26 protein-coding genes and 1 pseudogene are annotated in these 23,838 nt (G+C 70.2%); 10 read left to right on the forward strand and 17 right to left on the reverse strand.

The features are described 5' to 3' along the window. Positions 1-4: 4 nt before the first annotated feature. Positions 5-109 (reverse strand): small membrane protein MtfM, encoded by a 105-nt coding sequence (mtfM, locus tag ACQPZX_RS47060; protein WP_020513070.1) that lies wholly within the window; start codon positions 107-109, stop codon positions 5-7. Positions 110-123: 14 nt separating this feature from the next. Between mtfM and ACQPZX_RS47065 the strand changes: the two genes are divergently transcribed. Next, entirely contained in the window at positions 124-498 is a 375-nt protein-coding gene (locus ACQPZX_RS47065) for a DsrE family protein (protein ID WP_433371231.1), read from the forward strand. On the opposite strand, the gene ACQPZX_RS47070 is transcribed toward ACQPZX_RS47065, so the two are convergent. Both ACQPZX_RS47070 and ACQPZX_RS47075 read right to left on the reverse strand, forming a co-directional pair. Further along, the gene (locus ACQPZX_RS47070; RefSeq protein WP_433371234.1) at positions 492-1,346 is read right to left on the reverse strand and encodes a hypothetical protein; all 855 of its coding nucleotides are present in this window, start codon (positions 1,344-1,346) and stop codon (positions 492-494) included. The two genes, ACQPZX_RS47065 and ACQPZX_RS47070, sit on opposite strands and share 7 nt — an antisense overlap. An 11-nt stretch (positions 1,347-1,357) precedes the next feature. Then, complete coding sequence (locus tag ACQPZX_RS47075) at positions 1,358-3,418, reverse strand: ATP-dependent DNA helicase (protein WP_433385924.1); 2,061 nt, start codon at positions 3,416-3,418, stop codon at positions 1,358-1,360. An 82-nt stretch (positions 3,419-3,500) separates the two neighbouring features. On the opposite strand from ACQPZX_RS47075, the gene ACQPZX_RS47080 reads away from it, so the two are divergent. After that, positions 3,501-4,004, forward strand: a complete 504-nt coding sequence (locus ACQPZX_RS47080) for a DUF402 domain-containing protein (RefSeq protein ID WP_433371237.1) — start codon at positions 3,501-3,503, stop codon at positions 4,002-4,004. Here ACQPZX_RS47080 and sigJ read toward each other — a convergent pair. Beyond that, positions 3,987-4,871 carry an RNA polymerase sigma factor SigJ gene (gene sigJ, locus ACQPZX_RS47085; RefSeq protein ID WP_433371240.1) on the reverse strand — a complete coding sequence of 295 codons (885 nt, stop codon included), beginning with the start codon at positions 4,869-4,871 and terminating at the stop codon, positions 3,987-3,989. The genes ACQPZX_RS47080 and sigJ overlap by 18 nt on opposite strands. Positions 4,872-4,961: 90 nt before the next feature. Here sigJ and ACQPZX_RS47090 point away from each other — a divergent pair, with 90 nt between their 5' ends. From ACQPZX_RS47090 to ACQPZX_RS47100, 3 genes are all read left to right on the forward strand, one after another. After that, complete coding sequence (locus ACQPZX_RS47090) at positions 4,962-5,921, forward strand: hypothetical protein (RefSeq protein WP_433371242.1); 960 nt, start codon at positions 4,962-4,964, stop codon at positions 5,919-5,921. Positions 5,922-6,029: 108 nt separating this feature from the next. Continuing rightward, positions 6,030-6,656, forward strand: a complete 627-nt coding sequence (locus ACQPZX_RS47095; protein ID WP_433371245.1) for a DUF47 domain-containing protein — start codon at positions 6,030-6,032, stop codon at positions 6,654-6,656. A gap of 3 nt (positions 6,657-6,659) precedes the next feature. Continuing rightward, positions 6,660-7,661: an anion permease gene (locus ACQPZX_RS47100; protein ID WP_433371248.1), complete on the forward strand. Its 1,002-nt coding sequence runs from the start codon at positions 6,660-6,662 to the stop codon at positions 7,659-7,661. A gap of 710 nt (positions 7,662-8,371) precedes the next feature. On the opposite strand, the gene ACQPZX_RS47105 is transcribed toward ACQPZX_RS47100, so the two are convergent. The 3 genes from ACQPZX_RS47105 to ACQPZX_RS47115 form a co-directional block, all read right to left on the reverse strand. After that, positions 8,372-9,982, reverse strand: coding sequence for a glycoside hydrolase family 13 protein (locus ACQPZX_RS47105; RefSeq protein WP_433371251.1), 1,611 nt, complete (start codon positions 9,980-9,982; stop codon positions 8,372-8,374). 35 nt (positions 9,983-10,017) lie between these two features. Further along, positions 10,018-11,067: a LacI family DNA-binding transcriptional regulator gene (locus tag ACQPZX_RS47110; RefSeq protein WP_433371254.1), complete on the reverse strand. Its 1,050-nt coding sequence runs from the start codon at positions 11,065-11,067 to the stop codon at positions 10,018-10,020. A gap of 61 nt (positions 11,068-11,128) precedes the next feature. Further along, entirely contained in the window at positions 11,129-12,106 is a 978-nt protein-coding gene (locus ACQPZX_RS47115) for a Gfo/Idh/MocA family protein (RefSeq protein ID WP_433371257.1), read from the reverse strand. Between the two features lie 99 nt (positions 12,107-12,205). On the opposite strand from ACQPZX_RS47115, the gene ACQPZX_RS47120 reads away from it, so the two are divergent. Further along, positions 12,206-13,036, forward strand: a complete 831-nt coding sequence (locus tag ACQPZX_RS47120) for an NUDIX hydrolase (RefSeq protein WP_433385927.1) — start codon at positions 12,206-12,208, stop codon at positions 13,034-13,036. A gap of 32 nt (positions 13,037-13,068) precedes the next feature. Here the strand turns inward: ACQPZX_RS47120 and pstB are convergent, their stop codons facing one another. Genes pstB through pstS form a run of 4 tightly spaced genes read right to left on the reverse strand, consistent with a single transcriptional unit; the run spans position 13,069 to position 17,161 of the window. Continuing rightward, on the reverse strand, positions 13,069-13,845 hold the full coding sequence (pstB, locus tag ACQPZX_RS47125; RefSeq protein WP_433371259.1) for a phosphate ABC transporter ATP-binding protein PstB: 777 nt from the start codon (positions 13,843-13,845) through the stop codon (positions 13,069-13,071). Between the two features lie 10 nt (positions 13,846-13,855). Beyond that, positions 13,856-14,905: a phosphate ABC transporter permease PstA gene (gene pstA / locus ACQPZX_RS47130; RefSeq protein WP_433385930.1), complete on the reverse strand. Its 1,050-nt coding sequence runs from the start codon at positions 14,903-14,905 to the stop codon at positions 13,856-13,858. Between the two features lie 32 nt (positions 14,906-14,937). Then, the gene (pstC, locus tag ACQPZX_RS47135; RefSeq protein ID WP_433371262.1) at positions 14,938-16,008 is read right to left on the reverse strand and encodes a phosphate ABC transporter permease subunit PstC; all 1,071 of its coding nucleotides are present in this window, start codon (positions 16,006-16,008) and stop codon (positions 14,938-14,940) included. A gap of 55 nt (positions 16,009-16,063) precedes the next feature. Then, positions 16,064-17,161, reverse strand: coding sequence for a phosphate ABC transporter substrate-binding protein PstS (pstS, locus tag ACQPZX_RS47140; RefSeq protein WP_433371265.1), 1,098 nt, complete (start codon positions 17,159-17,161; stop codon positions 16,064-16,066). 349 nt (positions 17,162-17,510) lie between these two features. Between pstS and ACQPZX_RS47145 the strand changes: the two genes are divergently transcribed. Continuing rightward, positions 17,511-17,954, forward strand: coding sequence for a universal stress protein (locus ACQPZX_RS47145; protein WP_433371267.1), 444 nt, complete (start codon positions 17,511-17,513; stop codon positions 17,952-17,954). On the opposite strand, the gene ACQPZX_RS47150 is transcribed toward ACQPZX_RS47145, so the two are convergent. The 3 genes and pseudogenes from ACQPZX_RS47150 to ACQPZX_RS47160 form a co-directional block, all read right to left on the reverse strand. Continuing rightward, on the reverse strand, positions 17,955-18,290 hold the full coding sequence (locus tag ACQPZX_RS47150; protein ID WP_433371270.1) for a hypothetical protein: 336 nt from the start codon (positions 18,288-18,290) through the stop codon (positions 17,955-17,957). Positions 18,291-18,390: 100 nt separating this feature from the next. Next, on the reverse strand, positions 18,391-18,621 hold the full coding sequence (locus ACQPZX_RS47155) for a hypothetical protein (protein WP_433371273.1): 231 nt from the start codon (positions 18,619-18,621) through the stop codon (positions 18,391-18,393). Between the two features lie 24 nt (positions 18,622-18,645). Next, positions 18,646-18,882: pseudogene (locus ACQPZX_RS47160) on the reverse strand (WXG100 family type VII secretion target); the annotation flags it as partial. 42 nt (positions 18,883-18,924) lie between these two features. On the opposite strand from ACQPZX_RS47160, the gene ACQPZX_RS47165 reads away from it, so the two are divergent. Beyond that, positions 18,925-19,353 (forward strand): MarR family winged helix-turn-helix transcriptional regulator, encoded by a 429-nt coding sequence (locus tag ACQPZX_RS47165; RefSeq protein WP_433371275.1) that lies wholly within the window; start codon positions 18,925-18,927, stop codon positions 19,351-19,353. 11 nt (positions 19,354-19,364) lie between these two features. Next, on the forward strand, positions 19,365-19,766 hold the full coding sequence (locus ACQPZX_RS47170; RefSeq protein WP_433371278.1) for a MarR family winged helix-turn-helix transcriptional regulator: 402 nt from the start codon (positions 19,365-19,367) through the stop codon (positions 19,764-19,766). Here ACQPZX_RS47170 and mshD read toward each other — a convergent pair. Then, positions 19,747-20,601: a mycothiol synthase gene (mshD, locus tag ACQPZX_RS47175; RefSeq protein ID WP_433371281.1), complete on the reverse strand. Its 855-nt coding sequence runs from the start codon at positions 20,599-20,601 to the stop codon at positions 19,747-19,749. The genes ACQPZX_RS47170 and mshD overlap by 20 nt on opposite strands. Continuing rightward, the gene (locus ACQPZX_RS47180) at positions 20,598-21,314 is read right to left on the reverse strand and encodes a winged helix-turn-helix transcriptional regulator (protein ID WP_433371284.1); all 717 of its coding nucleotides are present in this window, start codon (positions 21,312-21,314) and stop codon (positions 20,598-20,600) included. The genes mshD and ACQPZX_RS47180 overlap by 4 nt, the downstream gene beginning before the upstream one ends. Before the next feature lie 279 nt (positions 21,315-21,593). Here ACQPZX_RS47180 and ACQPZX_RS47185 point away from each other — a divergent pair, with 279 nt between their 5' ends. Continuing rightward, positions 21,594-22,595: a hypothetical protein gene (locus ACQPZX_RS47185; protein ID WP_433371286.1), complete on the forward strand. Its 1,002-nt coding sequence runs from the start codon at positions 21,594-21,596 to the stop codon at positions 22,593-22,595. A gap of 5 nt (positions 22,596-22,600) precedes the next feature. Here the strand turns inward: ACQPZX_RS47185 and ACQPZX_RS47190 are convergent, their stop codons facing one another. Continuing rightward, the gene (locus ACQPZX_RS47190; protein WP_433371288.1) at positions 22,601-23,752 is read right to left on the reverse strand and encodes an acyltransferase family protein; all 1,152 of its coding nucleotides are present in this window, start codon (positions 23,750-23,752) and stop codon (positions 22,601-22,603) included. Positions 23,753-23,838 lie beyond the last annotated feature (86 nt).

The following is a 23,838-nucleotide window of genomic DNA, read 5'->3' on the forward strand; positions in this document are numbered from 1 at the left end:
CCGCTCACCAACGCCCCCTCGAAATCCGAATGGCCAGATAGCCGAAGCCGCCCGCCAGCGCGCCCAAACCGGCGACCAGCAGGCTCACGAACCCGATCTCGGTAACCATGACCGGCCCATCCTATGCTGGCGCCCATGGCACGTTTGCTGGTCGTCAAGGCAACCGCCGGCGCGGACGCTCCCGAGCGCTGCTCGCAGGCTTTCACGGTCGCGTCGACGGCCGCCGCGTCCGGGGTGGACGTCAGTTTCTGGCTGACCGGCGAGTCGACCTGGTTCGCCCTGCCCGGCCGGGCCGCCGAGTTCGAGCTCCCGCACGCCGCGCCCCTGCCCGACCTGCTGGACCTGCTGCTGGCCAGCGGCAAGGTGACCGCCTGCACGCAGTGCGCCGCCCGCCGCGAGATCACCCCCGCCGACGTGGTCCCCGGCATCCGCATCGCCGGCGCCGCGGTCTTCGTCGAGGAGGTCACCACCGAGGGCGCGCAGGCCCTGGTCTACTGACAGTCGCCGCTCACGCTGACCCGCAAGGTCTTCCCGTCGGCGACGACAACAACAGATTCAGAGCCTTTCCGGTACGCCCACCCGCCCTCGTCCGACCGCAAGATCTCCGCGCCCGCGGCGGCCGCTCGCATGCGCGCCTGCCAATCGTTGGCCTCCGGAACCTCCACGGTGTAGCTCCCCGCCACCCCGCCCCCGGGACAGCCGATGGCTCGCGCCTCCGGCGTCCCCGTGCCGCCCAGCGCGCTGAGGACGGTCTTCAACTCGGCCGGCGCGGTGGCCGCCGGATCGCTTTTGTCGACACCCTCCACCGGCCCCGGCCGACACCCGCTGGTCAGTCGCAGCGTGAGCACCTTGGTCTCGGCGTCGGAAGCCGCGTCGATCCCGATGAAGTTTCCCGCGTCGGCGTGGAAGGCGACCCTCGTCCCACCCCGGGTGAGCGCGACCCCCGCCTGATAGGCAGCCGGCAGCGCGTCGGCGATCCCCTCGAGCGCCGCCTCGGCCTCCCCCGGCCGCACATAGAGCGTGAGATCGCGGGCCGCCACATACCCATGCCGCACCGGCGTGATCCGGCAGTCCCCGATCAGATCGAGATCGCCGAGCACCACGACCTCCCCGCCCTTGCCGGCCGCCGAGTAGACCACCCCCGCGGCCCGCTGCAGCTCGGTCACGGCATCGCCGATGTCCCGCTGCTCCGGCACTGTCGCCGGCGAGTGCCACACCGACCAGGTGGCCAGAACCGCCAGCACCACGATCCAGCCCGCGACGGTCCCGAGCATCCACCACCGCCGCCTTTTCGGCTCCTCGGCCACCGGCGGGGGCGGCGGCGCCGAACTGAGCTGCGGTCCCATCACGGCAGCCATCAGCTCTTGGCGAGGCGCTGGAGGGCGCCGACGGCCACGTCGGGGCGGGTCGTGTACCAGAACGGTGGCAGTGACTTGCGCAGGAAGGCGCCGTAGCCGCGGGCCGTCTCCAAGCGGGAGTCGAGGACAGCGACCACGCCCTTGTCGCCGGTCGAGCGGATCAGGCGACCCACGCCCTGGGCCAGGCGGATCGCGGCGATCGGGACGCTCACCGAGGCGAAGCCGGAGCCGCCGGCCGAGTCGACGGCGGCGGAGCGGGCCGCCGCCAGGGGCTCGTCGGGGCGGGGGAACGGGAGGCGGTCGATGACGACCAGCTGGCAGGAGTCGCCGGGGACGTCGACGCCCTGCCACAGGGACATGACGCCGAACAGGCAGCTCGGCCGGTCTTCCCGGAACTTGCGGACCAGCAGCGGCAGCGCCTCCTCGCCCTGCAGCAGGATCGGCAGGTCGGTGCGGGCGCGCAGCAGCTCGGCGGCCTGGGTCGCGGCGCGCCGGGACGAGAACAGGCCGAGGGTGGCGCCGCCCAGGGCGGAGACCAGTCTCAGCAGCTCCTCGCCGGCGGCGTCGGGCAGGCCGGAGGCCGCGGGGCGGGGCAGGTGCGCGGCCACGTACAGGATGCCCTGCTTGGGATAGTCGAAGGGCGAGCCGACGTCGAGCGACGTCCAGCCGTCGCCGGAAGCCGTGGGGGCCTCGGGCGTGAGCGCCCCGGGAGCGGCCGTCTCGGCCACCGCGCCGCGAGCCGACGGCACGGTGGGCGCGGCGACCGGCAACCCCAATGAGCGGGCCACGGTGTCGAACCGGCCGCCCAGGGTGAGCGTGGCCGAGGTGGCGACGACCGTGCGGTCGGTGTAGAGCCCGTTGGAGAGCGTGCCGGCCACCGAGAGCGGCGCTACCACCAGCGCACGGCGGCCGCTGCCCATGTCGGACTTCTCGACCCAGGCCACGTCGAAGTCGGACTCCTCCAGCAGCCGCTGGGCGGTGTCGGACAGGTCGCCGATGGAAGCTTTGGCCTGCTGTTTCCGTACGGGATCGGGATCGTCGCTCTTGATGTCGCCGATCGCGCTGAGCCCGGCGCGCGTGGCCGACTCGAGCAGGGTGACCGCCTGGTGCAGCGCCGGCGGCAGGCCGGTGGTGAGACGGCCGGCCGGCACGTCGGCGAGCCCGACCGTCAGCGCGTCGGCGGCCTCGGCCAGCGCGTCGGAGGCGGCCTGCGGGATGAGCTTGCCGGCGCGCCGGGCCGAGCGCTCGATCGCGTCGGGGGTCAGCTCGGCCTGCGACGCCGACGAGACCCGGTCGGCCAGCTCGTGCGCCTCGTCGATGATCAGCAGCTTGTGCGGCGGCACGATGTGCCGGTCGGCGAGCATGTCGACGGCGAGCAGGCTGTGGTTGGTGACCACCACGTCGGCCTCGCGGGCCCGCACCCGGGAGGCCTCGGCGAAGCACTCGGCGCCGTACGGGCACTTGGCCGCGCCGACGCAGTCGCGGGCCGGCATCGACACCTGGCGCCAGGCGGTGTCGTCGACGCCGGGGTCGAGCTCGTCGCGGTCGCCGGTCGCCGTCTTCTCCGACCAGGCGCGCAGCCGCTGGATCTGCTTGCCGAGCTTGCCGGCCTCGCCGAGCCACTGCGTTTTCGGCGGGGCGTCGTCGAAGAGCGTGTCGGTGGGCTCGTCCTCGTCGGCGTGCTCCATCTTGGCCATGCAGAGGTAGTGGTGGCGGCCCTTGAGCACCGCGTACGTCGGGCGGCGGCCGAGGACCGGCTCGACCGCCTCGGCCAGGCGGGGCAGGTCGTGCTCGACGAGCTGATTTTGCAACGCGAGCGTGGCGGTGGAGACCACGACCGGGCCGTCGACGAGGAGGGCGGGCGTCAGGTACGCCAAGGACTTGCCGGTGCCCGTGCCGGCCTGGACCAGCAGATGCTCACGGTCGCGCACGGCCTTGTCGATGGCGGTGGCCATGGCCTGCTGGCCGGGCCGGGCGGCCCCGCCGGGAACCGCGCCGACGGCGGCGGCGAGGAGTTGGTCGGCTCCAACCGCCTTTTTCGGGTTTTCTCCGGGGGACAGAGCCTTCTTGCGGGTTGCTGCGGGCACGCACAGAAGGTACCCGCCACCACCGACAGAAGCCGACCACCGTTAGTGTTCTCGCATGCCGCACGACATGGTCCGGGTCGTCTACACGAAGTACGACGGCTCGGCCCACCGGGACTATCCGGCGCGCCGCTTCGACTCCGACGACCTGGGCGTCTGGGTCGGTGTGACGCGCGGGACGCCGTCGGTCTACCACGGCCGGCCGTCGGTGGAGCAGATCCCGTTCGTCCTGCTGATCCCGCATCACGCGTGGTGGACCGGCATGTTCAACCCGCCCCCGCGCACCAGCGAGGTGTATTGCGACATCACCACGCCGGCCCGGTGGGAGGGCGACACGGTGCACATCATCGACCTCGACCTCGACGTGGTGCGCCGGCGCGAGACCGGCGTGGTCGAGCTGCGCGACGAGGATGAGTTCGACGAGCACCGGGTGCAGTTCGGCTATCCCGACTATCTGGTCGACGAGGCCCGCGCGGCGGCCAGCAAGCTGATGGGCGCGCTCGGCGACGGCAGCGAGCCCTTCGCCTCGCAGTACCACAAATACCTAACCCAGGTCGCGTAGCTCCAGTTTGTTCGGGTTGAGCTGGTTGAAGAAACCGGTGATCCGCCCGTCGTCGATGGCCACCGACAGCACCGAGTGCAGCGGCCGCCCGTTCGCGAGATGGCCGCGCGCCATCAGGCCCAGTGAGCCGTTGACGAGCACCGTCTCGATCTCGACCTCGCCCAGGCCGGCGATGATGCCGAGGTAGAAGCGGGCCACCTTGTCGGCGCCGAGGACCGGGCGGGTGCCGACGCCGGGCACCAGGCCGCCGCCGTCGCCGATCGCCACGACGTCGGGAGCCAGCAGGGCCGCCAGCGCCTGCAGGTCGCCACCGTTGGCCGCCTCGAGGAAGGCGCCGAGCACGCGGCGCTGCTCGGCGAGGTCGGCGGTGTGCCGCACGCCGTCCTGCGCGACGGCCCGGCGGCCGCGGGAGGCGTGCTGCCGCGCGGCCGTCTCGGTGGTGCCGAGGACCGTCGCCACGTCCTCGAAGGGCATGGCGAACGCGTCGTGCAGAACCAGCGCCACGCGCTGCTCCGGCGTCAGCTTCTCCATGACGACCAGCAGCGCGAGGCCGACCTGGTCACTCATCTCGGCGCGGGCGTCGGGTCCGGCGTCGGGTTCCACCACGTACGACGGAAGCCACTGCCCCGGATAGGCCTCGCGGCTCACCCGGGCCGACTTGAGCACGTCTAGGCAGATGCGCCCGGTGACCGTGGTGAGCCAGCCGCGCAGGTCGTGGATCTCGCCGCGCTCGCGCGCCTTCTCGAAGCGCAGCCACGCCTCCTGCACCGCGTCCTCCGCCTCGGCCCGGCTGCCGAGCATCCGGTACGCGACGGCCAGCAGGTGCGGCCGTTCGGCCTCGAACTCGGTGGTGGTCAGCGACGGCATGAGGGGAATTCTGCGCGACATTGCCCGGGCGCGGGTACCGGATGTGACACAGTAGTAAACACGCATTTCGTACGAATCGGATGGTGCACGGTGAACGGTGCGACTATCGCCGGTGGTCTCGCCGGCCTCGCCGGAGTGGCCGGCGCGGTCTCGGCCGGAACCGTCCTGATCCGCCGGCCACGGCCCTTCCAAGCGTCCGGGCACGCGATCGCCGCGCCCACGTCGATCGACCCGCTGCCCGAGGTGATCCGGCGCGGGCTCGGCGGACTGACCGTGCCGGTCACCCCCGGGCCTCACGGCGAGTTGTTCCTCGGGCCCGGCGGGCCGCAACCCGGCCGTACGCTGCGGCGGCTCGTGCTCACCCCGCTCTTCGCCCGGATCGCCGGCCGTGGCGGGCGGCTCGCCCGCGAGCAGCAGACGCCGTTCCGGCTCGTCGTCGAGTTCACCGGCGGCATCCGCGAACCGGAGACTCTGCTGCGCGCGTACCGGATGCTCGACCAGCAGTTGCGGGACCACGCCGGGCTGCTCAGCCACGGCGACGGCGAGACCCTCGTGCCGGGCGCGGTCACCGTGTCGGTGTGCGGCATCGTCGACGTACGCGAACTGCTGGCCACCCAGAGCGAGAGGTACGCCTTCGCCGACGGCACCTTCGACGACCTCGGTTCGAGGTCGGCGCCGCCGGCCCTGGTCCCCACGATCAGCGAGCCGTGGAGCCGCCGGTTCGGCTGGGACGGCCGCGAGCCGATCTCCGCCGAGGAGCGGCACCTGCTGCACGCGCTGGTTCGCCAGGCGCACGAGGACGGCCGCACCGTGCGCATCGCCGGGCTCCCGGAGGGCTCGCGGCCGGCGCGGCGGGCGATCTGGACCGAGCTGAGCGCCGCCGGGGTCGACGTCATCGCCGACCGTGACCAGCGTGGACTCGCGCGCCACCTGCGCCGGCACCCGGTCGCGCGGCGGGTGCCGATCACCCCGCTGCCGACCCGGGCGGTCCGGCGTTCCTCGCCACGGCCGCATGCGCCCCGGCCCGATCGGCGGCACGAGCCGGTGTAACCAAGAGCGTCACGGGGCACACCCAGCCAGGCGAACGCCAGGTGAACTGGGAAGGACCGCTAGCATGCGTGGAGATCCATCCCAAGCCCGTCGATCGAGGTCCGCGCTGTGAAGTTCTCCTTCCGCCCCGTCGAGGGCGCTTTCTACGATCTCTTCACCAGCGCTGCGCAAAATCTGGTCAAGGGCACCGAGCTGCTCAACGAGCTGGCGCTGCCCGGGGTGGACGTGCAATCGGTGGCCGAGCGGCTGACCGATGTGGAGCACGACAGCGACCAGATCACCCACGACCTCTACAAGAAGATCAACTCCACCTTCATCACCCCGTTCGACCGGGCCGACATCTACTCGCTCGGCTCTCAGCTCGACGACGTGATGGACCACCTGGAGGCCGTCGGCAACCTCCTCTACCTGTACGGGTTGACCGAGCTCCCGTCGCTGCCGCGCGAGATGCACGAGCTGATCAACGTGCTCGACCAGCAGTCGAAGGTGACCGCCGAGGCGATGCCGAGGCTGCGCTCGATGAAGGGCCTCGACGAGTACTGGATCGAGATCAACCGGCTGGAGAACGACGGCGACCGGGCGTACCGGATGCTGCTGGTCCGGCTCTTCTCCGGCGAGTACGACGCGCTCACCGTGCTCAAGATGAAGGAGGTCGCCGACGAGCTGGAGGCCGCGTGCGACGCCTTCGAGCACGTGGCGAACACCGTCGAGACCATCGCGGTCAAGGAGTCGTAGGCCTTGTCCGCCGAGCTCATCGCCGTCCTCGCGGTGATCGTGGTGGCGATGGTGTTCGACTACACCAACGGCTTCCACGACGCGGCCAACGCGATCGCCACCAGCGTCAGCACCCGCGCCCTCACGCCGCGGGTGGCGCTGCTGATGGCCGCCGCCGGCAACTTCATCGGCGCCCACTTCGGCGGCAACGTCGCCAACACCGTCAGCGGCATCATCAGCGTGCCGGAGTCGACGTCCGGCCTCGGCGCGGTCTTCGCCGCCGTGCTCGCGGCCGTCGTTTGGAACCTGATCACCTGGTATTTCGGCCTGCCGTCGTCCTCGTCGCACGCGCTCATCGGCGGCCTGGTCGGCGCCGCCCTGGTCGCGGGCTACACGGTGCACTGGGACCAGATCGTCGAAAAGGTCGTCATCCCGATGGTGACTTCGCCGCTGCTCGGCTTCGTGGCCGGCTTCCTGTTCATGCTCGCCATCATGTGGATCTTCCGGACCGGCCGGCCATCCAAGCTCAACCGCGGCTTCCGCCACGCACAGACCGTCTCGGCCGCGGCGATGTCCATCGGCCACGGCCTCCAGGACGCCGCCAAGACCATCGGCGTGATCGTCCTGGCCCTCTACGTCGGCGGCTACCAGGACTCGACCGACCACATCCCGCAGTGGGCCTACTGGACGTCGGCGACGGTGCTGGCCCTCGGCACGTACGCCGGCGGGTGGCGCATCATCCGCACGCTGGGCCGCAAAATCATCGACCTAGGCCCGCCGGAGGGCTTCGCCGCCGAGACGGTCGCGAGCACCCTGCTCTTCACCTTCGGCATCGGCCTGGGCGCTCCGATCAGCACCACCCACACGATCACCTCGGCCATCATGGGCGTAGGCGCGACGAAGAAGCTCTCCGCCGTCCGCTGGGGCGTGGCCGGCAACATCGTCGGCGCCTGGATCCTCACCTTCCCGGGCGCCGCGGCCATCGCCGCCCTCCTCTACTTCGCGACCCGCCCGCTCTTCTCCTGAGCTCGAGTCCTTTCCCCCGAGCCCGCGCCTTCTTCTCCCGTGCCCGCCCTTCTTTTCCCTGCTCGCCCCTTCTTCCCCTCCGTGCCGCGCCTTCTTCTCCCGTGCCCGCCCTTCTTCTCCCTGCTCGCGCCTTCTTCCCCTCCGTGCCGCGCCTTCTTCTCCCTGCTCGCGCTTTCTTCCCCGAGCCCGCGCCGCGGCGACCCGCGCTCGCGCTCGCGCCGACCGCCCGTGTTCGGTCGCTGCGACGGCGCCGCCGTCGCGGCCGTCTGCGCTGGCCGGCCGGGCCGTCGCTGCCGTCGCTGCCGTCGCGCAAACGATCTTGATAAGCTGCGGTTTGCCGCTAACGGGTACTCATCATCGTTAGCCGCCCTCGATCAACTCGCGTTTGATATAAACGGATATGTCCGGCGCAGGCAAGCGAAAGGTCCCGTACCGTGGACGCCTTCGTCCACTCATCGGGACAGCGTGCCAACAGCTGGGACTGGGTCCCGCCGACTGGGAGCGATCGCCACATCGCGGGACCCAGCGGAGAGCGACGGGCCGAACCCGCCACGCCTCGCTCATGTCAGTCGCCCGGCCGGCCACCGGCGACCGCGCTTTTGGGATCACCCGGCGGGCCACAGACCGCCCCCGCCCCGTACTGGGCGGGGTCGAGTAGAGCAGGTGGGTACGACAAAAATTGGTCGCTGTCCACAAACGCCAGCTGGTTTCTAGAGCGACCACCAACTCGCCGTGTCCGGCGGGATCGTCGCGATGCCGTTCTCTATCGCGACGGGGCCGCTGGCGATCAGCAGCTCGCCCGGGGCGTCCAGGGTCACCGGCCCGTCGCCCATGTTGACCAGGCAGCGGAACGACGCGCCCCGCTCGAAGGCGAGCACGCCGCCGGGAGCGTCCTGCCACGTCAGCGCGTCGCCCGCGGCCAGGACCTTGCGGCGTAGCGCTAGCGCATCCCGATACATGGTCAGCGTCGAGCCGGGCACGCCGTCCTGGGCCGCGACGCTCAGCGATGCCCACGACGATGGCTGCGGCAACCACGAAGATCCGGGGCCGAAGCCGTACGGCGCCGCCGTGCCGGACCACGGGATGGGCACGCGGCAGCCGTCGCGGTAGCCGTCCTGGCCGGCCGCCCGATGGAAGGCCGGGTCCTGCCGGACCGAGGCGGGCAGGTCGACGACCTCGGGCAGGCCCAGCTCCTCGCCCTGGTACAGGTAGGCCGAGCCGGGCAGGGCCAGCAACAGCAACGACGCGGCGCGGGCGCGGCGCAGGCCGGCCTCGGCGTCGACCTCGGTGGGGCGGCGGCCGGCCACCTCGCCCTGGTTTTCCTGCATCAGGCGGTTGGTGTGGCGGACCACGTCGTGGTTGGAGAGGGTCCAGGTGGTCGGCGCGCCGACCGCGTGCATGGCGGCCAGCGAGGCGTCGATCACCTCGCGCTGGGCCTCGACCTGCCACGCGGTGCTCATGTAGCTGAAGTTGAAGGCCTGGTGCAGCTCGTCGGGGCGCACGTAGTCGGCGACCCGGGCCAGTGTGGGCGCCCAGGCCTCGGCGACGGCGATGCGCTCGCCGGGGTACTCGTCGAGGATGCGGCGCCAGCCGCGGTAGATCTCGTGCACGCCGGGGCGGTCGAAGCACGGGCTCTCGCCGACGTCGAGCAGGTGCCACGACGTGTCGGCGCCGATGTCGGGCAGGCCGGCCTCCTTGACCAGGCCGTGCGCCACGTCGATGCGGAAGCCGTCGACGCCGAGGTCGAGCCAGAAGCGCAGGATCGTGCGGAACTCGTCGGCGACCGCGGGATGGTCCCAGTTGAAGTCGGGCTGTTCGGGCGCGAAAAGGTGCAGATACCACTGCCCGTCGGGGACCTGGGTCCAGGCCGGGCCGCCGAAGATGGACGGCCAGTCGTTGGGCGGAAGGTCGCCGCGCCCGTCGCGGAAGTGGTACCGCTCGCGCAGCGGCGAGCCGGGTCCCTCGGCGAGCGCCTGCTGGAACCAGACGTGCTGGTCGGAGGAGTGATTAGGAACAAGATCAACGATGACGCGTACGCCTACGTCATGCGCGTCGTCGACCAGTCCGCGCGCGTCCTCGACCGTTCCGAAGATCGGGTCGACGGTGCGGTAGTCGGCGACGTCGTACCCGGCGTCGGCCTGCGGGGACAGGTAGAAGGGGGACAGCCAGACCGCGTCGACGCCCAGGTCGCGCAGGTAGGGCAGGCGGCTGCGGATGCCGGGCAGGTCGCCGATGCCGTCGCCGTTCGCGTCGGCGAAGCTGCGCGGATAGATCTGGTAGATCACCGCGTCGCGCCACCAGGCCGGGGGAAGATCGCTCATGACGAGACGGTAGCAGGTTACTAACTCGTGTTACATCAGCGATTTGACGGCTTCACGGCGGAGTCTCGGACGATCAGGGTGGTACCGAGCAGCTGATGCGGGTGCTGGTCCTCGCCGCGGATGGCCGAGATCAGGAACGAGGCGGCGCTGCGGCCCTTGGTGACGATCGGCTGGCGGACCGTGGTGAGCCGGGGGCGGAACCAGGCCGACTCGGCCAGGTCGTCGAAGCCGGTCACCGACACCTGATCGGGCACGGAAAGTCCCAGCTCCTGGAGCGCGTCGACGGCGCCGTACGCGAGCATGTCGGAAAGCGCGAGAATCGCGGTCGGCGGGTTTCCGGAGGCCATCAGGCCCTTGGTGGCGCGGTATCCGTCGACCCGGGTCACCGGCACCTCGGCCAGCGCCACGTCGGCCATGCTCAGGCCCGCGCCGGCCAGCGCCTCGGCGATGCCGGTCATCCGGCGGCCGAGCGGCCCGCGGTATCCGCGGGTGGCCACGTCGGGGCCGGGGTCGATGGAGAGCACGCCGAGCCGCCGGTGACCCAGCTCCAGCAGGTACCGGGTGACCTCGTGCGCGCCGCCGCGGTCGTCGACGTCGACGCTGGCGGCGTTCTCGTAGCGGTCGCTGTCGATCAGCACGAACGGGATCTGGTGCCGTTCCAGCTCGGCCACCTCGGCGCCCTCGGTCTCCAGACCGCACACGATGAAGCCGTCGACCGCCGCGTACGGGATCGCCTTGAGCACCGAGTCCTGCAGCGGCGGCGTGAGCAGCAGCGTGTAGCCCTCCTGGTCGCAGATCTGCCCGACGCCCATCAGGAAACGGGCGTAGTACGGGTTCTCCAGGATCTGGGCCAGCCGCTGCGGCAACAGCACGCCGATCGAGTTGGTGGTGCCGGCCTGCAGCATCCGGGCCAGCGTGTTGGGGGTGTAACCGAGCTCGGCGGCCGCCGCGAGGATCCGCTCGCGGGTGGCCGCCGAGATGCGCTGCGGGTTGTTGAACGCGAACGAGACTGCGGACCGGGAGACACCCGCGGCCGCGGCCACATCGCTCGACGTCGGCTTGCCGCCGACCTTCCTCGACGGCATGCAGCCACTGTAGGGCAGGGCTGTCGGTCACGTGGGAGCGAGGCGGGCAGCCCTGCCCTACCTAGTAGGACACGCCGATCTCTTCGCGGATGGCGTCGAGCAGGCCCATGACCTCGAGCGTGGTGGCGTGCGGCATGAGCGGGCTCTCCAGCTCGCCGGCCAGGATGCAGCGCTGCGCCTCGGCCGCCTCGAACTGGTAGCCGCTGCCCTCGAACGGGAACTCGAAGGTCTCGGGGGCCTTGCCGGCCCTCGTCAGGGTGAACTCGCGCGGCACGAAGAAGCCCGGCGGGAGGTCGATGCGGCCATCGGTGCCGGTGATCGACGCGGCGTTGCGGCTCTCGCCGTTGATGCTGCAGGTGAGGGCCGCGACCGCGCCGGGCTCCCAGCCGAGCAGCACGCCGGTGTTCTCGTCGACGCCCTCGGGAGTCAGGTGCGCCCAGGACTGCACGCTCACCGGGTTGCCCATGATGACGTGGGCCAGGTGGATCGGGTAGACGCCGAGGTCGAGCAGCGCGCCCCCGCCCAGCTGGGGGTTGCGCAGGCGGTGCTCGGGCTCGAACGGGCCCTGCAGGCCGAAGTCGGCGTGGATCGCGCTGACCCAGCCGATCGCGCCCTCCTCGACCAGTTCGACGATCTTGCGGATGGCCGGGTTGAGGCGCATCCACATGGCTTCCATCAGGAAGACGTTCTTGGCGCGGGCGGCCTCCACCAGCTGGGCGGCCGACACGAGGTCGAGCGTGATCGGCTTCTCCACCAGCACGGCCTTGCCCGCCTCGACGCAGAGCAGGGCGGCGGCGAGGTGCTGCGCGTGCGGGGTGGCGACGTAGACGACGTCCACGCCCGGGTCGGCGGCGAGGTCGGCGTAGGAGCCGTGGGAGCGGGCGAAACCGTGGCGCTCGGCGAACGCGGCGGCGGTCCCGGCGGACCGCGACCCGACTGCGGCGAGCTCGGCGCCCGGCACCAGCGGCAGATCCTTGGCGAACTGGGCGGCGATCCCGCCGGGGCCGATGATGCCCCAGCGGACCTTCTGTTCGGTCATGATCAGTACCGTAACTCTCCCGTGGCATCGGTTGGTGGCAGGATCGACGGGGTGACCGACTCGAACCCCAGTGCCCTCACCTTTCCGATTCCGGAGGCCATGGTGCGCCGGGCCCGCGAGTTCCGCGGGGATCCGGCGCCCGTCCGGCCCGCGGCCACCGTCGTCCTTCTGCGCCCTTCGGGCGAAACCTTCCAGCTGTACGTGATGAAGCGCGCGGCCACGATGGTCTTCGGCGACCTCCACGCGTTCCCGGGTGGCGGCGTCGACCCCTCCGACCGCCCGTCGACAGTCCGCGCCGACTGGGCCGAGCGGCTCGGCGTGCCCGAGGAGCAGGCGCACGCGATCGTCGGCGCGGCGGCCCGCGAGCTGTTCGAGGAGGCCGGCGTGCTGCTGGCCGGGCCGGTGGACGAGCTCGACCGTACGGTCAGCGACGGCACGCTGACCGGTGTGGTCACCCACGGGAGTGAGACCGACGACGGCAACCACGTGATCGGCGACGTCAGCTCCGGCGAGTGGGAGACCGACCGGGCCGACCTGGCGGCCCGCAAGCTGACCATGACCGAGCTGCTCGACCGCCGGGGACTGCGGCTGCGCGACGACCTGCTGCTGCCGTGGGCGCGGTGGATCACGCCCGAGTTCGAGCCCAAGCGCTTCGACACGTGGTTCTTCGTCGCTCTCCTGCCGGAAGGCCAGAAGGCGCGCGACGTGTCCGGTGAGAGTGAGTCAGCCACGTGGATCAGCCCGGAGGCCGCCAACGGCCTTGCCATGCTCCCACCCACGAGGTCGACAGTGGACTCTCTGCGCTCGTACGGGAAAATCGCCGAAGTCATCGCGGCCTCGACCCGCCGCAACGCCGCAAGCCCCGTCATGCCTCGCGTGGAAATGAAAGAAGACGGGAGCGCCGTGTTGCACGTGGCGCTCCCGTCCTGATCTCGCTGCGTTCTGATCTTGCCGCAGGCGACCTAGCCGAAGCGGCCGGTGATGTAGTCCTCGGTCTTCTTCTGGGTCGGGTTGCTGAAGATCTTCTGGGTGTCGTCGTACTCGATCAGGCGGCCGGGGTCGCCCGTCTTGTCGATCGAGAAGAAGCCCGTCTTGTCGCTGACCCGGGCGGCCTGCTGCATGTTGTGCGTGACGATGATGATCGTGAAGCGGTCCTTCAGCTTGAACATCAGGTCCTCGATCGCCAGCGTCGAGATCGGGTCGAGCGCCGAGCAGGGCTCGTCCATGAGCACGACCTGCGGCTCGACCGCGATGGTGCGGGCGATGCAGAGACGCTGCTGCTGACCGCCGGAGAGGCCGGCGCCGGGACGGCCGAGCCGGTCCTTGACCTCTTCCCAGAGGTTCGCCGACCGCAGCGACTGCTCGGCGGCGTCGTCCAGCAGGGACTTCTTCTTGACGCCGTTCAGCTTGAGGCCGGCCACGACGTTCTCGTAGATCGACATCGTCGGGAACGGGTTGGGCCGCTGGAAGACCATGCCGATCATGCGACGGACCGCGGTGACGTCCACGTCCGCGTCGTAGATGTTCTGGTCGTCGATGGTGAGCCGGCCTTCGATGCGGGCGCCCGGCAGGACCTCGTGCATCCGGTTGATCGACCGGAGGAACGTGGACTTGCCGCAACCGGACGGGCCGATGAGGGCGGTGATGGTCTTGGGCTCGACGGTCATCGACACACTGTCGATCGCCTTGAACGAGCCGTAGTACGAGGTGACGTTGCTCGCCTCGATGCGCTTGGCCATGGGATTCCTCTTAACGGGTCAAACTGTTGCGACGGGCGAGCATCTTGGCAGCGATCGTCAGGATCAGCACGATCGCGACCAGGGTCAGCGCGGCGGTCCAGGCCCGCGCCGGTGCGTACTTCGAGGCGTCCCCGGCCTGCTGGTACACGTAGAGCGCCAGCGAGGACTGGTTGCCGTTGAACGGGTCGAAGTTGATCGCGGCGGCGCCGCCGGCGACCAGCAGGACCGGTGCGGTCTCGCCGGCCGCGCGGGCGATGGCGAGCATGACGCCGGTGACGATGCCGGGCAGCGCGGTCGGTACGACGATCTTGAGGATCGTCTTCCACTGCGGCACACCGAGCGCGTACGCGCCCTCCCGCAGCGGGCCGGGCACGAGCCGCAGCATCTCCTCCGTGGATCTGACGATCGTGGGCAGCATCAGCACGGACAGCGCCAGCGCGGCGGCGAAGCCGGAGAAGCGCGGCTGACCGTTGTTGAACCAGGGGCTCACGATCAGCACCCAGAACGACAGGATGAACAGGCCGGCCACGATCGACGGGATACCGGTCATGACGTCCACGAAGAAGCGGACCGTGTTGGCGAACCGGCCCCGGCCGTACTCGACCAGGTAGATCGCGCCGAGCACACCCAGCGGGACGGCGATGATGGTGGCGATGCCGACCTGCTGGATCGTGCCGATGATCGCGTGGTACGCGCCGCCGTTGGGGTCGCGGGCGCCGATGTTGTTCATCGACGAGTTGAAGAAGTCGCCGTCGAGCCGCTGGACGCCCTTGGAGACCAGCGTCCAGACCACACTCGCCAGCGGCAGGATCGCCAGGATGCAAGCCGAGTAGATCATCGACTGCCAGGCCCGGTTGCGGGCCGCGCGGCGACCCTCGATCCGGCTGGCTGCCACCAGGATGCCGACCAGGTAGAGGATCCAGCCGAGGACGACGACCAGCACCCAGCCGCCGATGCCGAACCCGTACACGATCGCGGCGGCCAGGCCGAACGCCACGACCGCGATGCCGAGGTTGAAGGCCAGCGGCAGCTTCTTGCTGCGGATGTTGTCCGGCGTCATCACGACGCCGGCGAGGTCACTCTTCGTCATGCTCATGCGGCGGCGTCCCGGAACTCGCGGCGGCGGTAGATGATCGCGCGGGCCGCCATGTTGACCACCAGCGTGATGGCGAACAGCACCAGACCGGAGGCGATCAGCGCGCCACGGCCGGTGTCGTTGGCCTCGCCGAAGGTGTTCGCGATGTTCGCGGCGATCGAGTTACCACCGGTCTCGATGAGGTTGAACGAGATGTTGAAGACCGTGCCGAGGGTCATCGCCAGGGCGATGGTCTCGCCGAGCGCGCGGCCGAGCCCGAGCATCACGGCGGCGATCACGCCGGGCTTGCCGTACGGCAGGACGGCGGTGCGGATCATCTCCCACTTGGTGGCGCCCAGCGCGAGGGCGGCCTCCTCGTTCATCCCCGGGGTCTGCTGGAAGACCTCGCGGGAGAGCGAGGTGACGATCGGCAGCACCATGATTGCCAGCACCAGCGAGCCCAGCAGGATCGAGCGGCCGAACGGGCCGTCGCCGCCGAACAGCGGGATCCAGCTGAAGTATTTGTTGAGCCAGACCGAGAAGTCCTGCACCGGCTGGGCGAAGACGTCACGGCCCCAGAGGCCGAAGACGACACTCGGCACGGCGGCGAGCAGGTCGATCACGAACCCGAGCGGGTTGGCCAGCCGCTTGGGCGCGTAGTGCGAGAGGAACAGCGCGATGCCCAAGGCGATCGGCACCGCGACGATCAGCGCGATCACCGAGGAGAGCACGGTGCCGAAGGCAATGGCCGCGATGCCGAACTTCGGCTGCGCGTCGTTCGGGAACCATTGCTGGTAGGAGAAGAAGTTGACCGTGTTGGCGCGCAGCGCCGGTGCGGCTTTCGCGATCAGGAAGATCGCGATGGCCACGATGATGACCAGTACCATCGCGCCGGCCGACACGGAAAGGCCGCGGAACCCGGTCTCCATGGAGAAGCGGGACTTCTTCGGCAGGGCGCCCCCGCCGCCGACTGGGGGTTCTTCGTAGCTGCTCGGCGAAACGCCGGTGCCGGCGGACCGGGCGTGACGTCCTGTCACACCCGGGCCGCCGGCGGTGGCGTTCGTCGAGCCGGTGGGGTTGTCACCCATCTGCTCGCTCGCTGTCGTCTCGGAGGGATTGACCTATGCGCTCTGGAGAATCCGGTCAGCTGATGGCGGCGACGGAGGTCGCGACCTTCGCGCGAACCGTCTCGGGCAGCGGGGCGTAGCCGAGCTCGCCGAGCGCCGACTGGCCACCGGTGCTCGAGGTGTAGTTCAGGAAGGCCTTGATGTCGGCGGCCTTCGAGGAGCCCTTCTCGCAGGCGATCTCGTAGGTGACCAGGACGATCGGGTACGCACCGGCGGTGGTGGTGTTGTAGTCGATCGACATCTTGAGGTCGTTGCCGGTACCGGTGATCTTGGCACCCTCGATGGTCTTGCCGGCGCTGTCGCCGGTCAGCTCGGTGAACTCACCGGCGCCGTTCTTGATCTTCGCCTTCTTCAGGTCGCTGTTCTCGGCGAAGGAGAGCTCGACGTAGCTGATCGTGCCGGCGGTGCTCTTCACCAGGGTGGCGATACCGTCCGAGCCCTTGGCGCCGGTGCCGCCCGGGGCCTTCCACGCCTTGGCGTTGCTGAAGGTCCAGTCCTTCTCGGCGGCCTTGCTCAGGTACTTGGTGAAGTTGTCGGTGGTGCCCGACTCGTCCGAGCGGTGCACGGCCTGGATCGCCGTCGACGGGAGCTTGGCACCCGAGTTCAGCGCGGCGATCGCCGGGTCGTCCCACTTCGTGATCGTGCCGGCGAAGATCTTGGCGATCGTCGAGGCGTCGAGCTGCAGGTTGTCGACACCGTCGACGTTGTAGACGACCGCGATCGGGCCGACCACCATCGGGAGGTTGAGGGCCGGGCCGCTGGCGCACTTGGCGTCGGCCTTGGGCTGCTCGTCGTCCTTGAGCGCCGAGTCGGAACCGGCGAAGTCGGCGGTGCCGGAGATGAAGGCCTGGATACCGGCGCCGGAGCCGGTGCCCTGGTAGTCGACCTTCGCGCCCGAGCACTGCGCCTGGTAGTTCTTGATCCACTCGTCCATGGCGTTCTTCTGGGCCGTCGAGCCCTGCGCCGTCAGGCTGCCGGTGCCGCAGCTACCCGGGGCCGCGGAAGCACCGGTGCTTCCGGAACCACCGTCGGTGTTGTCCGAGCCGCAGGCGGCGAGCGCGAGCGTCGCAGTCAAAGCAATGCCGGCGAGGTAACCGGACCGCTGGAGCTTCACGATTGTCCCTTCAAGGTGAGGTGCAGATGCCGATCTCTCATCGGCACACCCCGAAGCTAAAAGGGTCAGGTAGCCGGTTAACCGGTCGCAAATGAACGAGCGGTGAACACGTATGCCACTCAAGTTTGCTTTCTACTGAGCCCGAGTTGTCCGTTCCGTTAACCCGGTGAAAGAAGTCGGACATGCCTGAAATGTCGCCCGGGTGTTTATCGCCCTGAGATCGGCGCTTGTCCGTCCCGTGACGCAAGGGGCTCCCACTTTAGCTGTACGATACAGATATGCGATCGTCCGCTCCGCACCACGTGAATGTGCACGTGCTCACACCCCGCACCTGGGCTTAGGTTCAGCCATGGGTTCCTTCGAGCTCGGCACCGACGGCCCCGGCGCGATCGTCGTCGGCGTCGACGGCTCCCCCACGTCGATGCGCGCCGCCGCCTACGCGGCCGGCCTCGCGCGGCGGCAGCGCACCCGCCTGATCGCGGTCCACGCCCGCAGCGCACCCACCACGCTGATCACGCTGGCCGACCACAGCGGCATGGCGGTGAACGCGGTGCTGGAGGCCCAGGAGGAGCTGGAACGGCAGCTACGGTCCGAGATCGGCGCGTGGGGCGCCGACACCGAGCTGATCGTCCGGCAGGGCGACCCACTGAGCGTGCTCTCCGAGGTGGCAAAGCAAACCCGGGCCGACGCGGTGATCGTCGGCTCCTCCGCCAGCGTCGGCCACCGCATCGCCGGCTCCTTGGCCATCCGCCTGGTCCGCTGCGGCAAATGGCCGGTCACCGTCGTCCCGTGATCAGCCCCGCTCGGCCTCCGCACCCGGCGCCGCCGGATCGGGATCGAGCAGCTCGATGTCGGGCGGCACGACCGCGTCCTGTTCCTCCTCGGACGCGTCGTAGGCAGCCATCGGCGCTCCCGGCGGGATCCCGACACGGGTGAGATAGATGCCATGCCGCCCGACGTCGCACCAGGCATAGGCGACGCCGCGCCGGGTCTCCGGGTTGCCGATGTAGCCGACCCGCACCCGCCCGTCGCCTTCGGGGCAGGGCACTTCGGCCTGTTGGGGCCACGCCGCATGCACCCGGGAGAAGGCCTGGAACCACGCCTCCCAGCGCCGCTGCCCCTCGGTCATCCACGGTCAACCAGCTCTCCCGTCAGGGTGATCCGCCCACCCGGGGTCGTGATGCCGTAGATCTCCGGCCCGGCCCTTCGCCACCACCGAACCTTGTCGATCACCAGGTTGACGCCGGCCAGATCCACGCCGTACTTGGCGGCGACGGCATCGACGTTCGGTGCGGGGTGGCCAGGCCGGCCGAGGCGATGAGCTCGCCGGCGTAAACGATCAGGCGGGAGACGACGGTGGCGACGGCATCGCGGACCATGAGCCGGACGGTGCCGACGAGCATGCCCGCGCCTTCGGTCATGAGGGCCATGACGTCGGCGGCACGGGCCAATGCCTGCACGGACTGATCGTGCCGCGACATCCGGTCGCGGTAGGCGGTGGCGGCTGCGCCCTTCCACTCCGACGTCTCCAGGCGGACCGCGCGCGTGAGCTGGTCGGCCTCCGCGCGCAGCGACGAGGCGACGGTGCGCCACGCGGTCGCATGGGCGGCTATCTGCGCGGGGTCGCCGGCCAGCCAGTCGAGCGCCTCGGACAGGGGTTTGACGTGCTCGATGAGCCAAGCGACGCCGTACTGAAGGAGCGTGCCGACCCGGTCGGCAATGGACGGTTGCCATGTTTATGGTTGCCATGTTTAGCTTGAGGCGTGGAGACGGTGGGGGCGTTGCTGTGGCGGGTCACGAATCGGTGGCGGGCCGCTGTTGATCGGGGGCTGGCGCCGCTCGGGCTGACGCACTCTCAGTACTCGCTGATGGCCACGCTCTACGGCATGGGGCGTGCGGGGATCACGCCCAGTCAGCGGGAGCTCGGCGCGCGGGCCGGGTTCGAGCCCATGTACGTCTCCAAGGTGGCTCGGCAGCTCGAGCAGGCCGGACTGCTCGCGCGGGCGCGTCACCCGGACGATCCGCGGGCCCTCGGGCTCGCTCTCACCGAGCGCGGCACCGAGGTCATCCTGCGGGCGATTCCGGTCGTCCGCGGGCTGCAGGCCGAATTGACCGCGCCGATCGGCGGGCCCGAGGGGGCGCGCGCCAAGGAGCTCGCCGACGTTCTTCGAGTGCTGCTGGGATTGGAGTGAATGTGCCTACCTTGACCGGACAGACCATCGCCGAGGCGCAGGGCGCGGTGCGTGCCCTGCTGGACCGGACGCTCGCGGGCAGCGGGCTGACGAGCAACGAGTACGTGGCCCTGCGCGTGGCGGACGCGCGCCGGGTGGGCGACCTCGCGGGGTTCCTCGCGGGGCAGCGGCAGCTGGGGCTCGACCCGGCGGGCGCGACCGAGCTGGTGGAGGGCCTGCACAAGCGCGGGCTGCTGTGCGAGGGCTCGATCACGCCGGCCGGGATGGCGTTGTTCGCCGAGGTCAACGCGCGGGTCAACGCCACCACCGCGCGGCTGTACGACGCCATGGACGAGGACGACCTGGCGACGACCCAGCGCGTTCTGACGGACGTGATCGCCCGCGCGGAGGAGATCAGCCGCGCTGGTAGTTGACGTCGGTCTTGTAGATCTCGAAACCGAGCTTGCGATAGAGCGCCACGGCGGCGGAGTTCGACTCGTCGACGTAGAGCAGGGCCTGGGTGAGGCCGGTGTCCGCGAGATGGCGGAGGCCGGCCACGCTCAGCGCGACGCCGAGGCCGCGCCGATGGCCGCCGGGGTCGACGCCGAGCACGTAGATCTCGCCGAGCGCGGGATCGTCGCCGGCCGGGGGGTGGACCTTGGTCCAGTGATAGCCGAGCAACTTGTCCGAGATGTCGACGGCCAGCAGGAAGCCGGCGGGATCGAACCACGGTGCGGCCTCGCGCAGCCGCAGGTCGTCGAGTGTCCACCGGCCCTGCTCGGGGTGGTGGGCGAAGGCTCGCGAGTTGACCCCGAGCCAGGCCTCTTCGTCGTGACCGGGCCGGAAGTGCCGAAGGGTCACACCCTCCGGAAGCACGCTTTCGAAGGAAAAGTCCGTAAGAGACCGACGCATCTGCCAAAGGACCCGGGCACGCTTAAATCCGGTTTTTTCGGCTAAGGCTGCGGCGCCCGGCAAATCGCCATGCGCCCAGAAAGCCAGCGGGCCCTCACCCAAGGAGCCGAGCAGAGCCGTACCGACGCCGCGCCGCCGGAAAAAAGGGTGGACCACGAGCTCACCCCCGCCGGCATAGCCGACCAAGGCGCCATCGTCGTAGGCGAGCACTTGGGCGCCGCTCCCCTGCCGTACGAGAAAAACCGTGTCCTCGGAGAGCGGGTAAACCCCATCGGCCTGCTCCGCGGCGGCGGCCAGCGCCAGAACGCCGGCCACCGCTGCGTCGCTCAACCGGTCGAAGGACCGGACATCTGTCATACCGGCAGCGAGACCGGCTCGTTGTCGGGCAGCTGGCGCCCGCTCGGCGGGAGCACGAACTTGTAGCCCACCTGGCGCACCGTGCCGATCATCGACTCGTACTCGGAGCCGAGCTTGGCGCGCAGGCGGCGGACGTGCACGTCGACCGTGCGGGTGCCGCCGAAGTAGTCGTAGCCCCAGACCTCGCGCAGCAGCTGGTCGCGGGTGAACACCCGGCCGGGGTGCTGCGCCAGGAACTTGAGCAGCTCGAACTCCTTGTACGTGAGGTCGAGCGGGCGGCCCTTGAGCTTCGCCGCGTACGTGTCGGGGTCGATGTTGAGCTCGCCGGCCCGGATCGAGCCGCCGGCCCCGGCGGTCGCGTTGTTGAGCTTGCCGACGCCCAGGCGCAGCCGGGCCTCGACCTCGGCGGGGCCGGCGCTGGCCAGGATGACGTCGTCGACGCCCCAGTCGGCGTTGAGCGCGATCAGGCCCGCCTCGGTCACCACCGCGAGCAGCGGCACCCCGACGCCGGTCGCGTGCAGCATGCGGCACGTGGCGCGGGCCTCGGAGAGCTCGGAGCGGGCGTCCACCAGGATGGCGTCGGGGCTGGGCCCGGACACCAGGGTGCGGACGTCGCGGGGCGCGGTGCGTACGGAGTGGGGAAGCAGATCCAGCGCGGGCAGCACGGCGGAAGGCTCACCGGCACGAGCTGTCACCAACAGAAGGATTTCCACACTCACCTCCGTCCTTGCGGCGCACAGGGCCGCTCGGGTGACCCGGTTTGCAACGGTCGAAACCGCCGCTCCCGGAGGATGGATTTCCCGGCGTCACCGACGGGTGGGCTGGCGTTACCTTAACCGATACCGAGGCTCGATCGCCTCGATCGATCGTGCGAGTGATGTAGTGAACGCTCGCAAGGTGGCCCTTTAAACCAGTCGTAACAAGCCTTTTACATGGCAGCGCTTGGCAGCAAGGAATTGGGTCCGACGAGCGATTCTGGCACCATCGCAGGCGTGTTCCCCTCTTTGCCGCAGGACGACTCCTGGGATGCCGACGCCTCGCGCGAGATCGCGCGGTCGGGTCCGGGCCGGCCGCCCACAGGCTTCTACGGCGCCGTGCCCGACGAAGAATCCGCCCAGGACGCCGAGCCGGAGGACGGCGAGGAGGAGTTCGAGGAGATCGAGGTCGTCCCGGTCCGCCGGCAGCTGTCGCTGGCGATCGCGGGCTTCGCCGGGCTGCTCGGCCTCGGGCTCGCGCTGGGCGCCCAGACCTCCGCGCCGGACAACCGCCTGCCGTACGTGATCGTTCTCTTCGGCGTGCAGCTGCTCTATCTGCTCGCCTGGATCATGGCCCTGCACCCGCCGGCGGCGGCTGCGACGGCCGGCGTCTGCGCGGTGGTCGCGCTGGTCGCCGACTATTTCGCGGTCACGAGTACGCCCGCCGGGCTGTCCTCGCTGATCTTTGTCGCGCTCGGGGGATTCGTGGCGGCGATCGTCGGTCAGCTGTTCCGGGCCGAGGACCGCGCGCGGGTCAAGGATTCCTGGCGCGCGACCCTGCTGATCGTGCTCGGCGTCGTGGCGTACGCGATCCCGGTGATCCTCACCCGCCAGCCGATCGGCACCCAGACGATGATCGTCAGCGCCGCCGGCGCGGGGGTGGCCCTGTTCGTCGCCCGGCTGACCGACGCCGTCTTCCCGAAACCGCGGATCGCGCTGCAGGTGCCGCGGGGTGCGACCGGCGTGGTGCTGGGCGCGATGCTCGGCACGCTCGCCTCGGCGGCCCTGGGCAGCGTGCTGGTGCTGCCGTTCACCCCGGCCAAAGGCGCGATCGTCGGCCTGGTCGCCGCGGTGGTGGCGAGCCTGGTCGACCTGGCGGTCAACTTCGGCGAGGCGGGCCGGCGGCTGGCCGGCGACGCCCCGACGTTCTGGGTCGCCCGGCACATGCAGGGCCCGCTGGGCGCGTTCGCGATGATGGCCCCGGCCGCGTACGCGCTGGCCCACTGGTACCTGTCGTAGGGCCCCTACCGCTGGGCGACCACAGCCGCCGGCATTCGTTCCGGGCGGTCCAGCGCGGCGACGGCCTTGTCGAGGTTGCGGCGCAGAACGCGGGCGACCGGACGCTCGACGAGCCGGTGCAGGAGCCACGCCGCGCCCAGCATCGCCACCAGCGTCGCGAGGAACACCACCGGGCGCGGCGCGGAGTGGCGCAGCGCGTGGATCAACGTCCAGCCGATGCACTCGTGCAGCAGGTAGAACGGATAGGTGAGCAGGCCGGCCGTGGTCAGCCAGCGCCACCGCACGCGCGCCGTCCAGCCGAGCGCGATCACGGTCATGACCGCGAAGAAGGCGGTGATCAGCAGGATGCCGATCACCGGCGACAGTTGGAAGTCGAGCTCCTTCTTGCTGACCGATACCATCCGGCCCACCGTCCAGTACTGCGCGAGCAGGAACGACGTCCCGAGCAGTCCCCAGAGCAGGGTGTCGGGCCCGAACCGGTGGATCAGGTACAGCGTGATGCCGGCGACGAAGAACGGCGCGAAGTCGGGCTGCAGGATCGTCCGGAGCAGATCGGAATCCGAATTGGCCACCACGACCGAGCTGATCAGCCAGCCGTAGCAGAACAGGGTGGTCCGGCGCAGCGTCAGGCCGCGCCACACCAGTCCGGTGAAGAGCAGGTAGAACAGGGCCTCGTTCCAGAGCGTCCAGTAGACGCCGTCGACCTCGGGCTGGCCCAGCGGATGCTCCAGCATCGTGAGATTGAGCAGGACGACGTTCCCGTCCTGCGGCTCGCGCACCGTCGGCCACAGCGTGAGCACGGCGGTCGTGAGGAGCACTGCCCCCCAGTACGCCGGGTACAGGCGGGTGATCCGGGACCGCAGGAAGGCGCTCGGCGTACGCCCCCAGCAGCTCATGCAGATGACGAAGCCGCTGATGATGAAGAACAGCTGCACGCCGAGGAAGCCGTACCCGGCGACGTGGTGCACCCAGCCGAAGGTGGACGACTCGACGCCCCAGGCGTCGTGCACGCCGCTGGCATAACCGGCGTAGTGGTACAGCGCCACCATCAGCGCCGCCATCAGGCGGAGCCCGTCGATCACGGCGAGCCGGCCGGCCGGCCGCGGGCGGACCTCCCGCTCAGCGACCGGTTCAGGCACAACGGTAACGAGCGACATGCAAGATCCTCCGCGTCGGCGCGAGCGGAGATCATAACCAGAAGTGAACTTCACTCAAATAATCCGCGTTTCGCGGCAGCCTGGAA

This window comes from Actinoplanes sp. CA-142083, from assembly GCF_050942195.1.
GTDB lineage: Bacteria > Actinomycetota > Actinomycetes > Mycobacteriales > Micromonosporaceae > Actinoplanes.